At 65.5% G+C, this 14,382-nt stretch carries 11 protein-coding genes; 4 read left to right on the top strand and 7 right to left on the bottom strand.

The window, feature by feature from the left end; all coding sequences use genetic code 11:
• Positions 1-75: 75 nt before the first annotated feature.
• The 4 genes from ACTJK4_RS09565 to ACTJK4_RS09550 are packed head-to-tail and all read left to right on the top strand — an operon-like array spanning position 76 to position 3,375.
• Entirely contained in the window at positions 76-651 is a 576-nt protein-coding gene (locus tag ACTJK4_RS09565; RefSeq protein WP_440817733.1) for an RBBP9/YdeN family alpha/beta hydrolase, read from the top strand.
• Entirely contained in the window at positions 638-1,357 is a 720-nt protein-coding gene (locus ACTJK4_RS09560) for a DsbA family oxidoreductase (protein WP_440817730.1), read from the top strand. The genes ACTJK4_RS09565 and ACTJK4_RS09560 overlap by 14 nt, the downstream gene beginning before the upstream one ends.
• 5 nt (positions 1,358-1,362) lie before the next feature.
• Positions 1,363-1,680, top strand: a complete 318-nt coding sequence (locus tag ACTJK4_RS09555) for a Rieske (2Fe-2S) protein (protein WP_440817728.1) — start codon at positions 1,363-1,365, stop codon at positions 1,678-1,680.
• A gap of 48 nt (positions 1,681-1,728) precedes the next feature.
• Positions 1,729-3,375, top strand: a complete 1,647-nt coding sequence (locus tag ACTJK4_RS09550) for a fatty acid--CoA ligase (RefSeq protein WP_440817725.1) — start codon at positions 1,729-1,731, stop codon at positions 3,373-3,375.
• A gap of 52 nt (positions 3,376-3,427) precedes the next feature.
• On the opposite strand, the gene ACTJK4_RS09545 is transcribed toward ACTJK4_RS09550, so the two are convergent.
• The 7 genes from ACTJK4_RS09545 to ACTJK4_RS09515 form a co-directional block, all read right to left on the bottom strand.
• Complete coding sequence (locus tag ACTJK4_RS09545; RefSeq protein ID WP_232039813.1) at positions 3,428-4,795, bottom strand: MATE family efflux transporter; 1,368 nt, start codon at positions 4,793-4,795, stop codon at positions 3,428-3,430.
• Positions 4,792-5,406, bottom strand: a complete 615-nt coding sequence (locus tag ACTJK4_RS09540; RefSeq protein ID WP_440817722.1) for a DUF2239 family protein — start codon at positions 5,404-5,406, stop codon at positions 4,792-4,794. The genes ACTJK4_RS09545 and ACTJK4_RS09540 overlap by 4 nt, the downstream gene beginning before the upstream one ends.
• Positions 5,407-5,516: 110 nt before the next feature.
• Positions 5,517-8,270, bottom strand: a complete 2,754-nt coding sequence (locus ACTJK4_RS09535; RefSeq protein WP_440817719.1) for a molybdopterin-dependent oxidoreductase — start codon at positions 8,268-8,270, stop codon at positions 5,517-5,519.
• 293 nt (positions 8,271-8,563) lie between these two features.
• On the bottom strand, positions 8,564-9,796 hold the full coding sequence (locus ACTJK4_RS09530; RefSeq protein WP_232039816.1) for an NAD(P)/FAD-dependent oxidoreductase: 1,233 nt from the start codon (positions 9,794-9,796) through the stop codon (positions 8,564-8,566).
• A 79-nt stretch (positions 9,797-9,875) separates the two neighbouring features.
• Positions 9,876-10,214 (bottom strand): nitrite reductase small subunit NirD, encoded by a 339-nt coding sequence (gene nirD, locus ACTJK4_RS09525; RefSeq protein ID WP_260801516.1) that lies wholly within the window; start codon positions 10,212-10,214, stop codon positions 9,876-9,878.
• A 26-nt stretch (positions 10,215-10,240) separates the two neighbouring features.
• Positions 10,241-12,796, bottom strand: coding sequence for a nitrite reductase large subunit NirB (gene nirB, locus ACTJK4_RS09520; RefSeq protein ID WP_440476795.1), 2,556 nt, complete (start codon positions 12,794-12,796; stop codon positions 10,241-10,243).
• Between the two features lie 14 nt (positions 12,797-12,810).
• Positions 12,811-14,133: an MFS transporter gene (locus ACTJK4_RS09515; protein ID WP_440817715.1), complete on the bottom strand. Its 1,323-nt coding sequence runs from the start codon at positions 14,131-14,133 to the stop codon at positions 12,811-12,813.
• Between the last annotated feature and the right edge of the window lie 249 nt (positions 14,134-14,382).

Here is a 14,382-nt window from a genome sequence, read left to right as displayed (position 1 = left end):
AGGCGGGCTCCGCCGTCTCCCCGGTCGGCATTCGAGGAGGGTGACCTCCTCGTTTTTTCTTCATGGCATTTCATCATGACGTTGTCCAACACTTCTCCCACCATCCTCATGGTGCCCGGCCTGCGCGACCACGTGGCCGAACACTGGCAGACGTTGCTCGAAGCCAAACTCCAGGCCGCAGGCCACAAGGCTGCGTCAGTCCCACCGCTGGAAGTCGACCGGCTGAGCTGCGCGGCACGGGTGGCAGCGTTGGACAAAGCCATCACCGCCATCGACGGGCCGGTGATCCTGGTGGCGCATAGCGCGGGCGTGATGATCACCGTGCACTGGGCGAAACGGCACGCGCGCAAGATCCACGGCGCACTGCTGGCCACCCCGGCCGATCTCGAGACGCAGTTGCCGTCGGGCTACCCCACGCAGGACGTGCTGCAGAAAAATGGCTGGCTGCCCTGCCCGCGGCGCCCGCTGCAGTTTCCGAGCCTCGTCGCGGCCAGCCGGAATGATCCGCTGGCATCGTTCGAGCGCGTGGCCGGTATGGCCGCCGACTGGGGCAGCCGCCTGGTCGATCTCGGAGAGGTGGGGCATCTGAATCCCGCCGCGGGATTTGGCCCCTGGCCCATGGCGGAAGCGCTGATCCATGAACTTGTTTGACCCACCCGTGCGGGGACTGCCGGCCGGCGCGAACGGTCGGCGCGCAACGCTCACGATCGATGTCTTCTTCGACTTCATCTGCCCGTGGTGCTGGATCGGTACGCGCCATCTGGCCAGCGCGCTGCGCATGCTCGCAACGCTGCATCCGGAGGTGAAGACCAAGGTACGATGGCGCCCGTATCCGCTGTTGCCGGACACCCCGCTCGAAGGGCTGCCCTACCAGGCGTTCTACCTCAGCCGCCTCGGCAGCCCCACTGCCGTTTCGATGCGACGCGCTGAGGTGCAGTGCGCCGGGCAAGCCGCCGGCATCGACTTCGATTTCACGCGCATCAACGTCCTGCCCAACACCGAGCGCGCGCACGGTGTGGTTCGGAAATATCGCCGGGTCGACGCGGGCGGACAGCCGGCCCAGCTTATCGAACGCATCTTCAGCGCCTATTTTGTGGAAGGCGCAGACATCGGTAACGAAGACGTGCTGCAACGCCTGGAGGTCGAGCACACCATCGCCCGGGCCATGGTGCTCGATGCGGGCCCACCCAGCGTCTGCAAGCCAATCGGTCGCGGCGTGACCGTTTCCGGGGTGCCGCATTTCATCTTCAACTCGAACGTCGCGCTCTCGGGTGCGCATCCGGCAAGCACGCTCGTGCACGCCATGCAGAACGCGCTGTCGCAATCGCCACTGCAATCGCAAGAGGAAGCGCAGTGAGCACCATGGCATCCAATGTCACCGTGGCCTTGTCCGGCGACCTAGGCGCCGGAGACCGCAAGCTCGTCTTCGTCAACGGTCGCAGCATCGTCCTGCTCAACATCGAAGGCCGGCTTCATGCCGTCGACAACAGTTGCCCGCACAACGGGGCTTCGCTGGCCTCGGGGCGCCTTGATGGCAACGTATTGCAGTGTCCGGCGCACGGCCTGCGCTTCGATCTCGCCACCGGCTGCATGCCCGGCGCCGGTGGCCTGTGTCTGAAGACCTACGCCATTCACGAGACCGACGGGCACATCGTCATCCAGCTGGAAGACGCTGCCTGAACCGCCACGCCCGTACGAACCTGCATACCGAACAACGCCTTCCCGATCATGCACGCGAACCTCATCACCCCGACACCTTCGGCGTACACCTATCCGCTGCTCGTCAAGCACCTGCTGACCAATGCGCAATGCCTCTACGGCGAGCAGGAAATCACCTATCGCGGTGCGCTGCGCTACAGCTATCGCACGTTTCGCGAACGCATCGGCCGGCTTGCGTCGGTACTGAGCACGCTGGAAGTTCAACACGGCTCGACCGTGGCCGTCTTGGATTGGGACAGCCACCGCTACCTCGAGTGCTACTTCGGCGTGCCGATGATGGGTGCAACGCTGTTCACCGTGAACGTGCGGCTCTCCGCCCAGCAGATCCTCTACACGCTCAACGATGCGCGGGCCGAAGTCGTGCTCGTGCACGCCGATTTCGTGCCGCTGCTCGAAGAGATCTGGGCCGAGCTGACGAGCGTGCGTCACGTTGTCGTGCTGGCCGACAACGCCCCCATGCCGCACACCACGCTGCCAGTGGCAGGCGAATACGAAGCGCTGCTGGCCCACGCCTCGCCCGATTTTGTATTTGCCGACTTCGACGAACGCACGCGTGCCGCAACGTTCTATACGACCGGCACGACCGGCGACCCGAAAGGCGTGAGCTACAGCCACCGCGACATCGTGCTGCATACCATGGCAACTGCCACGACGCTGTGCGCACCGCGCGATGGCCAGCGCCTGCACCGAGAAGATGTCTACATGCCGATCACGCCGATGTTCCATGTGCTGGCGTGGGGCATGCCGTACATCGCCGTCATGCTCGGTTTGAAGATCGTGCTGCCGGGCCGTTACGCAGCTGACCTTCTCCTCAAGCTGCACGACACGGAGCGCGTGACCTTCTCGCATTGCGTGCCGACGCTGCTGCAGATGCTGCTGCAAGCGTCGGAAGGCGGCATGCATGACCTGTCGGGGTGGAAGGTGCTGATCGGCGGCTCGGCATTGTCTCCGGCCCTGTGCGAGGCGGCGCTTGATCGCGGCATTGACGTGTTTGCCGGTTATGGCATGTCCGAAACCGGCCCCGTGGTGGCGCTCGCACAACTGCCGGCGGGCCGCAAGCCGACAGACCGGCAGGAGGAGATCCGCATGCGCTGCGCCACGGGGCGCCCCGTGCCGCTGGCCGAGTTGCGCATCGTCGACGAACAATTGCGCGATGTGCCGCACGACGGCAAGCACCAGGGCGAGATCGTTTTGCGCACGCCCTACCTCACGCAGGCCTATTTCAACAAGCCGGAAGCATCAGAAGAGCTGTGGGCGGGCGGCTACCTGCACACGCAGGACATCGCCGTCATGACGCCCGATGGTTTCGTGCAGATCGTCGACCGCATCAAGGACGTCATCAAGACCGGCGGCGAGTGGGTGTCGTCGATTGAAGTGGAAAGCCTGATTGCCCAGGTACCGGGCGTGCAGGAGAGCGCCGTGATCGGTGTGCGCGACGCCAAATGGGGAGAACGCCCGATGGCGTTTGTCGTTGGCAAGCCAGGGGCGCGCCTGAAGGCGGAGGCTATCCGCGATTGCCTGCTGGCACACGCCGAGGCCAAACACATCAGCAAATACGCCGTGCCAGAGCTGGACCGTATCACCTTCGTTGCAGAGATCCCCAAAACGAGCGTCGGCAAGATCAACAAGAAGGCCTTGCGCGAGAGCACGGCGTAAGCCTCACGCGCGTTCCCCGCCGGCAGCACGGCGGCTGCCGGCGTGGATGTCGTCAAACCATCCGGCGGATGCCGAACCGCTGCGCCCGGCGGCGCCACACGAGCGCGTAATACAGCCCCTGCATCACGAACATGGCGAGGAAGGCGGCCGGGTACGCAGCCCAGATGCCATCGGTGCCGATATGCCGGCTCAGCACCCAGGCCACCGGCACTTCCACCGCCGCAATGGCGAGGATGGAAATGGCCGTGGGCGCCATCACCGTGCCGCTGGAGCGCATCACGCCCGAGAAGACGCTCGCCATGCCGAAGATGACCGAGCTCCACAGCGAGATATGCAGCAGGCTCTGGGCAAGGCTCATCACCTCCGTGTTCGTGGTGAACCAGCCGATGACAGCGCGCGAGAACAGCAACGCCATCACCACCAGCACGCCGGTAATGGCCACGTTCAGCCACAAGCCGGTGCGCGTGATGGCGTCGAGCCGCTCTGTATTGCCCGAGCCGATGGCTTGCGCACCGAGGATGGACGCCGTGATCGCGATCGACATGGCCGGAAACTGCACGTAGCTGATGATCTGCGTGCCGGCGCCGTAAGCGGCCGTCGCGTCGGAACCGAAGCCGTTGACGAATGACAGCAGCGCCAGCTCGGCAATCGAGATCACCACAAGCTGCACGCCCGTCGGCACGCCGATCTTCAGCACGGTCTTGAGCACGCCAACATCGACCCAGAGGTGCCGCGCCAGCACGGCATCGGGGGCGAGCGGATGATTGCGGCGGCGCAGGAAGAATGCGAGCCACACCAGCGCGATCGTGAACGAAATGATGGTGGCCGCGGCGCCGCTTGCCACGCCCAGTTGCGGCAAGCCGAACCAGCCCCGAATGAAGGTCGGCGTCAGCACCAGCCCGATCGCCGTCGACAGCGCGAGCGTGCGCAACGGCGTGCGCGTGTCGCCCACGCCGCGCATCATCGCCGTGGCGAGCAGATAGACGAACAGGCCCGGCATGGCATAGAGCATGACGCTGGCGTAGAGCGTGGCGTCTTGCAGGATGTCGGCGGGCGTGCCGAGCCACCCCAGCAGCGCGTTGGCGAACGGGCCGCCCAGCAGCGCCACCGCCAGCCCAACGATGAAGCCGACCGACAACGTTGTCCCGGCCACCGTCTTGACCGCCTCGGGCTTCTTGGCGCCCCACGCCTGCCCGATCAGCACCGCTGCTCCCGACCCCAGCCCGATGATGAAAGCGATGAAGAAGAACAGGATCGGGAAAAACGCCGACACCGCGGCGAGTGCCTTCACGCCGAGCATGTGTCCGACATAGACGTTGTTGAGCGTGCCCGATAACGATTGCAGGATGTTGGCCAGGATCAGCGGGCCGAGGAATGCAATGAATGTTCGCCACAACGGGCGAGCGGCAGGTGCTGTCATGCAGCCTCCTGTTGAGGATTGAAGGCCCGGCTCGCCAGTTCGCGCGCAAAGTCGCGTACGTCGGCGGGCCAGGATTGGGTGAGAGACGCGAACGCCGCGGCATCTGCGGAAAACAAGGCGCGCGTGGCCTCTTCAAAGCCCGCGGCGTTGCCGGCCATGGCGGACATGAAGCGGTACGCCGCCTCTTGCGCCACGCGGCGGCGGTCGGCCCCTTCGGCGGCGCGGCGCGCATCTTCCACCAGCTTGCGCAGCGTAACCGACGCCCCGCCCGGCTGCGCGGCCAGCCAGTCCCAGTGGCGCGGCAGCAAGGTCACCTCGCGGGCAATCACGCCCAGCTTGGGGCGCCCAGGGCCACGGGGGCGGCTTTCAGATTCGGCGGGTTCAGCGGCAGATGGGGCGGCTTGATCGATGCGCGCAACCACGTCTTCAACCGTGCCGCGCAAATCGAATTCCACCGGGTGCGCGCTCGTGTTGTCGAACACGAGGACCTGCGATTCGGGGTGGGCATCGAGGTGCGTTTTGACGGCGCGTGCGACATCGCGGACGGGTCCGCCGGCCAGGCGTTGGGTGCCGGCAAAGGCCGTGCACGCGTGGATTGTTGCGGCATCCATGAGAAGCGCTCCTGCTGAAGTTTCAACAGGAACGCATTCTACCCGGGTTTAATTGGATGTCAATATTACCCGGGCATAAAAGCGATATTGCGTGTAACGCGACGCAAAGGTCACGCCGCCTGCTGCACGCGCGCCTCCACAAGCAGCCGTTTGAGTTCCGGCACGCACGAGCCGCAATTGCCGCCCGCCTTCAGGCAGGCCGTGATCTCGCCGGTGGTTTGCAGGCCCTTGGTGCGGATGGCATCGCAGATGGTGTTGCGGCCCACGCCAAAGCACGAGCACACGGTTGGCCCCACATCGACACCCGCCTCGATCGGCTGGCCGAGCAGCACGCCCGCACGATCGACGTCTTCGAGACGCTCTTGCGCGAACAGGCCCGCGAGCCAGTTGCGCGACGGCAGATCCGGACGCGGTGACAAAAACACGCAGGCTTCGATGCGGTCATCCACCACGTGCACAGCGCGATAGACACGCGCGGTGGTGTCTTCGTATTCGAGCCAGTCGGCGTGTGGGTCGGTTACGCCCAGCAGCGCGCGCGCCCAATCGTGCACGGAACCAAGCTGCTGGCGGCCGGCCAGTTCATAGCGCACGAACTGCTTGCCTTGAATGCGCGTCCACCACGTTGCATCGTCGGTGTCGAGTGCGCGGCGCGAGAGCACAAAGCCATGCCATGCCACATCGAACGGCTCGACCATCACCGGTGTGTGCTTGAACTCCGGCTCTCCCGACACCGGGTCGACCACCGGATTGACGACCGCACCCACGCGCGCATCGGAAGCGAACTGGCCGTTCCAGTGGATCGGCACGAACACGCTGCCACGCGCGATGCCGCCCGTCATGCGCACACGCGCCACCACACTGCCCCAGCGTGACGACACGCGCGCCAGGCCGCCTTCACGCACGCCGGCCAGCAGCGCATCGTGCGGGTGCAGATCGACAAACGGTTCGGGCACGTGGTCAGCCAGCTTGGGCGCGCGGCCCGTGCGCGTCATGGTGTGCCATTGGTCGCGCACACGGCCGGTGTTGAGGATGAGCGGATATTCGCCATCCGCCGCATGCGCGGGCGCACGGGCGGGCGTCGGCACGAAACGGGCGCGGCCATCGGCGTGGGCGAAACGGCCATCGCTGAAGAGGCGCGCTTCGCTGTTGCCCGACGTTGCGATGGGCCATTGCACCGGCGACATGCCGTCGTATGCCTCGGCATCGAACCCTGTCAGGCCGCCGAGGTGGAAGGCACGACGGGTGCCGCTCGCATCGTTGGCGTAGGCAGACAGGCGCGCGTGTTCATCAAACACATCGCCCGCGCTCCTGAAGTCGAAACCGTCGTAACCCATGCGGCGGGCAACGTCGGCGATGATGTCCCAGTCGGCGCGTGCCTCGCCGGGGGCCGGCAGAAAGGCGCGCTGGCGCGAGATGCGGCGCTCAGAGTTCGTCACGGTGCCGTCTTTCTCGCCCCAGCCCAGCGCGGGCAGCAGGATGTCGGCCAGTACCGTGGTGTCGGTGGCTTCAACGATATCGGAAGCAACAACGAGTTCGCACTTGGCCAGCGCACGGCGCGCCTGGTCCGCATCGGGCAGGCTGACCACGGGGTTGGTGCCCATGATCCACACGGCCTTGACGCGCCCGTCTTCAATGGCGCTGAACAGGTCGACCGCCTTGAGGCCCACCTTGTCGGCCATGCGCGGTGCGCCCCAGAACGTCTGCACGAGGTCGCGATGCGACGGCTCGTTCAGCTCCATGTGCGCGGCCAGCATGTTGGCCAGACCGCCCACTTCGCGCCCGCCCATCGCATTCGGCTGGCCGGTAATCGAAAACGGCCCCATGCCAGCGCGGCCGATGCGCCCCGTGAGCAAGTGGCAGTTGATGATGCTGTTGACCTTGTCCGTGCCCGCCGTCGATTGGTTGACGCCCATCGAAAACGCGGTGATGGTGCGTTCGGTGTCGGCAAACCAGCTGTAGAAGGTCAGCAGATCGTCGAGCTTGAGCTTGCAGGCCTTGGCAACGGCTTCAACGTCGTGGCTCTCTGTGCCGGCCGCTTCCAGGGCGGCATCGGGGCCGTTGGTGTGCTGCGTGACGAAATTACGGTCCACCACACCGCGCCGCGAGAGGAACGACAGCAGGCCATTGAACAGCCATACATCGGTGCCGGGCTTGATGGGCAGATGCAGATCGGCCAGTTCGCACGTGGCCGTGTGGCGCGGGTCGACCACCACCACCTTCATCTCGGGCCGCGCTTCCTTGGCGCGCACGATGCGCTGGAACAGGATCGGGTGGCACCACGCCGTGTTGGAGCCGACCAGCACGACGAGGTCTGCCGTTTCCAGATCGTCATAGCAGACGGGCACGAGGTCTTCGCCAAACGCGCGCTTGTGCCCCGCCACGGCCGACGACATGCAGAGCCGCGAATTGGTATCGATGTTGGCCGTGCCGATAAAGCCCTTCATCAGCTTGTTGGCGACGTAATAATCCTCGGTCAGCAGCTGGCCGGAGACGTAGAGCGCGACGGAATCCGGGCCGTGCTCTTCGGCGATGCGGCGAAAGCCTTGCGCGACGGCGTCGAGAGCGGTGTCCCACGAGACGCGCTGTAATGGCGCAGGTTTGGCCAGTTGCGGAGCGCCAGCGTCGCGCGAACGCTCGCGCATGGCTGGGAAGAGCAGCCGGCCGTCCAGGCTCACGGTCTCGCCCAGGGCCGAGCCTTTCACGCACAGGCGCCCGGCGTTGGACGGATGCGCCGGGTCCCCGGCAATGCCGATGCTGCCATCCGCCTGTGGGGTCGCGAGCACGCCGCAGCCGACGCCGCAGTAGGGGCAGGTGGTGCGCACGGCGTCCGTTACTGGGTGAATGGGGATGGTTGTCATCGTCATCTCTGTATTGCTTTGCGTGATTGGTGCATCCCTGGTTTCATCCCCTGCCGGGGCTGACTCACTCTTCTTTGTCTTGCCAAAGAAAAGTAAGCAAAAGAAAGGCGCGCCCGAGATGGCGACCCCCTCCTTGAATTTCTGTTGCAGAGAGGGGAAGGGAAAAACTCGCTTCGCTCAAACAGTTTCCCTTCCTTTTTCCTCTCTGCAACAGAAATTCAAGGCGCCATCTAGGGCTTCAACGGCCACACCCACGGCGGGCAAGCGGTGTTGCCGGTTTCGCGTCTTGCCGATGTTCATTACGCGGCTTCGGCTTCGCACAGCGCGCGGCCAAACAACAGGCGCTGGCGAATCGGTGTGATCGGGGTCTGGCGCTGGATCATGTCGAAGTACCACGGGCCATCGGCCACATCGCCGTACAGCACCGCGCCGACGATGCGGTCTTCCTTCAGGACGAGCCGCTTGTAGACGCCGCGGCGCGGGTCGCGCAGCACGATGTCTTCGGTGCCGTCGCCGCCGATGAAATCGCCCGCGGAATACAAGTCCACGCCCGTGACCTTCAACTTGGTCGCTGTGGCCTGCTGGACATAGCGGCGGTGCCCGGCGCCGGCCAGGTGCGCGGCGCACACGCGGGCCTGGTCCCAGATCGGCGCGACGAGGCCGAACGTTGCGCTGCGGTGTTGCACGCATTCGCCCACGGCGTAGATGCGCGGGTCGTAGGTCTGCAGCGTGTCGTCAACGATGATGGCCCGTTCGCAATGCAGGCCGGCCGCCTTGGCAAGCTCAATGTTCGGGCGTACGCCGGCAGTCATGACGACGAGGTCGGCGGGAATCTCGGTGCCGTCCTTGAAGCGCACAGCGGTCACGCGGTCGGTGCCCAGCAGCTCCGCCGTGTGTGCGCCCAGCAGGAAGCGCAGGCCCTTGGCTTCCAGCGCCTTCTGCAGCAGCTTGGCGGCCGGCTTGTCGAGCTGGCGCTCCATCAGGCTGTCGGGCAGGTGCACCACGGTCACCTCCATGCCCTGGCGCATCAGGCCGTTGGCGGCCTCAAGCCCGAGCAGACCGCCACCGATGACGACCGCGTGCCGGTGGTTGCGGGCCGCTTCCAGCATCGTCTCCACATCCTGAATGTCGCGAAAGGCGATCACGCCGGGCAGCAGATGCCCCGGCACCGGCAGGATGAACGGCCGCGAGCCCGTGGCGATCAGCAGGCGGTCGTAGCGCATCTCCACGCCGTCGCGCGAGCGCAGCGTGCGGCGCGGGCGGTCGATGGCGACCACCGGGTCGCCGGCGTGCAGCGTGATGTGGTTCTGGTCGTACCACTCGCGCGTGTTGAGCATGATGTCGTCAACCTGCTTCTCGCCCGCCAGCACCGGCGAGAGCAGGATGCGGTTGTAGTTGCCGTGCGGTTCTTCGCCAAACACGGTGACGTCGTACAGGTCCGGCGCGAGCTTGAGCAACTCTTCGACCGTGCGCATGCCGGCCATGCCGTTGCCGATGACGACCAGCTTGGGGCGTACGGTCTTGGCGTTCATGCTGCCTTCTCCTGAAGGTTGTCGGTCATTGGATTCACTCAGTGCCGGCGGCCATGGCCCCCGGCTTACGGCTTGCAGCTTATGCCGCTACCCACACCTTGCCGTCTTCCACCTTGGTCGCGTACGCATGCACGGAGTTGGCCGGCGCTTCGAGGCACTCGCCCGTGGTCAGGTCGAAGTGCTGCTTGTAGATCGGCGACGCGACGACGATGCGCTCGCCCAGGTTGCCGACCAGCCCGCGCGACAGCACGGCGGCGGCGGAGTTCGGGTCGTAGTTGCCGATGGCGTACACGCTTTGCGGCGTGTTGCCGCCCACACGGAACACGGCAACCTGGTCACCGTCCACCAGCGCGCAAACGCCGGTGTTGGGAACGATGTCGTCCAGGGCACAGACCGGGGTCCAACGGGATGCTTGCATGACGTCCTCCTCTTCCTCTATCAGGCTCAAGCGGCTTCAGCAACAACAGGAATGCGCACGGGCCGCGTCTTCGCACGCTCCTCCACCGTCGCCGGGCGGATCTGGCCGCGCTCCTCGACGAAGACCACATTCGCGTCCTTCGCCTCGCTGTTGACGAAGTGGCGGAAGCGCTTGCGCACGTCGGGGTTGGTCACGGCCGTCTTCCACTCGTCTTGATAGGTGTCGACCACGTGCTGCATCTCGGCTTCGAGTTCGGCCACGATGCCCAGCTTGTCGTTGATCACCACATCCTTCAGATAGTCGAGACCGCCTTCGAGGTTGTCGCGCCATGTGCTGGTGCGTTGCAGGCGATCAGCCGTGCGCACGTAGAACATCAGGAAACGGTCGACATACTTGATGAGCGTTTCCTGGTCGAGGTCTGCCGCCAGCAGTTCGGCATGGCGGGGCTTCATGCCGCCGTTGCCGCACACATACAGGTTCCAGCCCTTCTCGGTGGCGATGATGCCAACGTCCTTGCCTTGCGCCTCGGCGCATTCACGCGTGCACCCCGACACGCCAAACTTCAGCTTGTGCGGCGAGCGCAGGCCCTTGTAGCGGTTCTCCAGCGCCACCGCAAAACCCACCGAATCGCCCACGCCGTAGCGGCACCAGGTGGAACCCACGCACGACTTCACCGTTCGCAGCGATTTGCCATAGGCATGGCCCGACTCGAAGCCTGCCGCAATCAGCTCTTCCCAGATCAGCGGCAGTTGCTCCAGGCGCGCGCCGAACAGGTCGACACGCTGGCCGCCCGTGATCTTGGTGTACAGGCCGTACTTCTTGGCGACCTGGCCCACGGCGATCAGGCCGTCTGCCGTGACCTCGCCGCCGGGCATGCGCGGCACCACGGAGTACGTCCCGTCCTTCTGGATGTTGGCGAGGAAGTAGTCGTTGGAATCCTGCAGGCTGGCGTGCTCCTTCTTGAGCACGAAGTCGTTCCAGCACGAAGCGAGGATGCTCGCCACGGCGGGCTTGCAGATGTCGCAGCCCATGCCGCTGCCGTGCGCTTCCAGCAGCGCCTCGAACGACTCGATGCGGCCCACGCGCACCAGGTGATACAGCTCCTGGCGCGAATACGGAAAGTGCTCGCAGATGTGGTTGTTGACGGCCAGGCCCTGCTTCTTCATCTCGGCCTTCATCACCTGCGTCATGAGCGGCACGCAGCCGCCGCACGAGGTGCCGGCCTTGGTGGCGTCCTTGAGCGCGCCCACGGTGGTGGCGCCGGCACACACGGCCTGGCACAGCGCGCCCTTCGATACGTCGTTGCACGAGCAGATCTGCGCGCTATCGGGCAGCGCATCCACGCCCAGTGCCGGGCGCGCATTGCCATCGGCCTGCGGGAGGATCAGGAATTCCGGTGCTTCCGGCAGCTCGATGCGGTTGAGCATCATCTGCAGCAGCGTGCCGTATTCGGCCGCATCCCCCACCAGCACACCGCCCAGCAGGTACTTGCCGTCTTCCGACACCACCAGCTTCTTGTAGATCTGCTTGCGCTCGTCGGTGAACTGCACGCTGCGGCTACCCGGCGTCACGCCCTGCGCATCGCCCAGGCTGGCCACGTCCACGCCCATCAGCTTGAGCTTGGTGCTCATGTCGGCGCCGCTGAACTCTGCCGCGTCGTCCGCCGCCAGGATCTGCTTGGCGGTGATGCGTGCCATCTCATAACCCGGCGCAACCAGCCCGTAGACCTTGCCGCCCCACAGCGCGCATTCGCCAATCGCGTACACGTCGGGCGCGGAGGTACGGCACTCGGAGTCGATCACGATGCCGCCGCGCTCGCCCACTTCCAGCCCGCAGGCGCGCGCCAGTTCATCGCGCGGGCGGATGCCGGCCGAGAAGACGACCATGTCGGCTTCCAGGTGCGTGCCGTCGGCAAAGTTCAAGCGGTGCGTTGCCGTTTCGCCGTCGACGATCTCCGAGGTGTTCTTCTGCGTGTGAACGGTCACGCCAAGGTCTTCGATCTTCCGGCGCAGCATGCGGCCGCCGCCGTCGTCCACCTGCATGGCCATCAGGCGGCCGGCAAACTCGACCACGTGCGTTTGCAGGTTCATGTCGCGCAGCGCCTTGGCGCATTCCAGCCCGAGCAGCCCGCCGCCGATGACGACGCCGGTCTTGGCGCGCTGGCCGCACTCGGCCATCGCTTCGAGGTCTTCGATGGTGCGATAGACGAAACAGTCCTTGCGGTCTTTGCCCGGCACCGGCGGCACAAACGGCGACGAGCCCGACGCGATGACGAGCTTGTCGTACGGCAGCACCTCGCCGGTCGAGGCCGTCACCGTTTTGGCGGTAGTGTCGATGGCCGTGGCGCGGGCGTTGAGCTTGAGCACCACGTCATCGCGGTCAAAAAAGCCCGGAGCAACGAGCGAAAGGTCTTCCGCCGACTTGCCCGTGAAGAATTCCGACAGGTGCACGCGGTCGTAGGCGGGGCGCGGCTCTTCGCACAGCACCGTCACCTCAAGGTGATGGCCCGGCGCGTGCAGCAGGCTTTCCAGAAACTTGTGGCCCACCATTCCGTGGCCAATGACGACGATCTTCATGGTCATGGTGATGTCCTCTTTCAGGCGTTGCCGGCGGCGGCCAGCGTGTTGTCGTACAGCGCTTGTTCGCGCGCCTTGTGTTCCGGCGAGAAACGCACGGCAATCGCACAGATGGCGGACAGCCCGACCAGCGCGCCCAGCACCGAGAGCGTGGCCTGCGTATCGGCCATGCCCTTGAGCAGGAAGCCCGCCGCCACCGCGCCGGCGTTGCCGCCCGCGCCGATGATGCCGGCCACGCCGCCCAGCGCGCGGCGGTCAATGAACGGCACCAGCGCATACGTCGCGCCGCATGCCATGTGGGTGAACAGGCCAAAGCCGAGCATCGCCAGGATGGCCACCGTGACGCTGCCTGCGTGGGCAAAGCCGAACAGGCCCAGGCCCTCGCCCACCATCAGCACGCACAGCAGTTGGGTACGCGCATCCAGGCCACGCCTGGCGGCCACGCGGTCCGACACGATGCCGCCGAGTGCCCGGGCAAACAGCGCCAGCAGGCCGAAGCTCGCCGCCGCCATGCCGGCTGCCGACAGCGACAAGCCAAAGTGGTCGACGTAGTAGGTGGCGGCGATGTTGTGGATGAAGATTTCCACGCCAAAGCACGCGCCGTAGGTGATGAACAGCAGCCACACGCGATAGTTACCAGCAGCCGCCACGAAGCTGCCCCAGCCGCCCTTCTTGCCGCCGTCGATCGTCTTGCCTGCGGCACGCAGATCACTGAAGTTGCCTTCGGGGCAGTCCTGCGTGTAACGCCAGTAGAGCGCTGCGACGATCAGCATGGCCGCGCCCGGCACGATCATCGCCACGCGCCAGCCCAGGCTCTGCGTGGCACCCATCATCACGATGGCCGTCAGCAGCAGCGGCATCGTGCCTTGCGCCACGCCTCCGCCAGCATTGCCCCAGCCAGCGGAAGCCGCATTGGCCGTGCCCACCACGTTGGGCGCGAACATGACGGACGTGTGGTACTGCGTGATGACGAAGCTCGCGCCAACCGCACCGATCGCCAGGCGGAAGAACAGGAACGCTTCGTAGCTCTGCGCGAGCGCCACGCCCAGCACCGGGATCGCACCCAGCGCAAGCAGGCCGGTATAGGTCTTGCGCGGGCCGAAGCGGTCGCACAGCGGGCCGACGATCAGCCGCACCAGAATCGTCACCGCCACGGCGGCGATGTTGATGTTGGCAATCTGCCCGGGCGTGAGGTGGAACTCGCCCTTGAGGACCGGCATGAGGGGTGCGCAGGCAAACCACGCGTAGAAGCAGACGAAGAACGCCAGCCACGTCAGATGAAAGGCGCGCATCTGCGGCGTGCGCAGGCTGAACAGATCGATTCGGGTGGCTTTGCCGGTCATGTTGAATCCCAATCAGGGGCCAAAAAAAAGAAAGGCGTCCAAGAGCCCGGCTGCATTAGCCAGGGTCTGGGACGCCGTTGTCCAAGGAGCCCTGAGCACCAGGGCCTTCACCACGAAGAGCACGAATCGCCTTTGACCCGCGCAATGGTGCTATGCAACAGGTATGCCAGGCGGGCAAAGCCTTGTGCTGTCTGCGTTTGCGGGAAATTGACCAAGAACCGGCCGGCGCGCGTGCCTCATGCGCGAGCA

Source organism: Ralstonia sp. 22111, assembly GCF_052045895.1.
Classification (GTDB): Bacteria; Pseudomonadota; Gammaproteobacteria; order Burkholderiales; family Burkholderiaceae; genus Ralstonia; species Ralstonia wenshanensis.
Note: the sequence above shows the minus strand (reverse complement) of the source record. Positions and strands in the feature narration are given on the sequence as shown.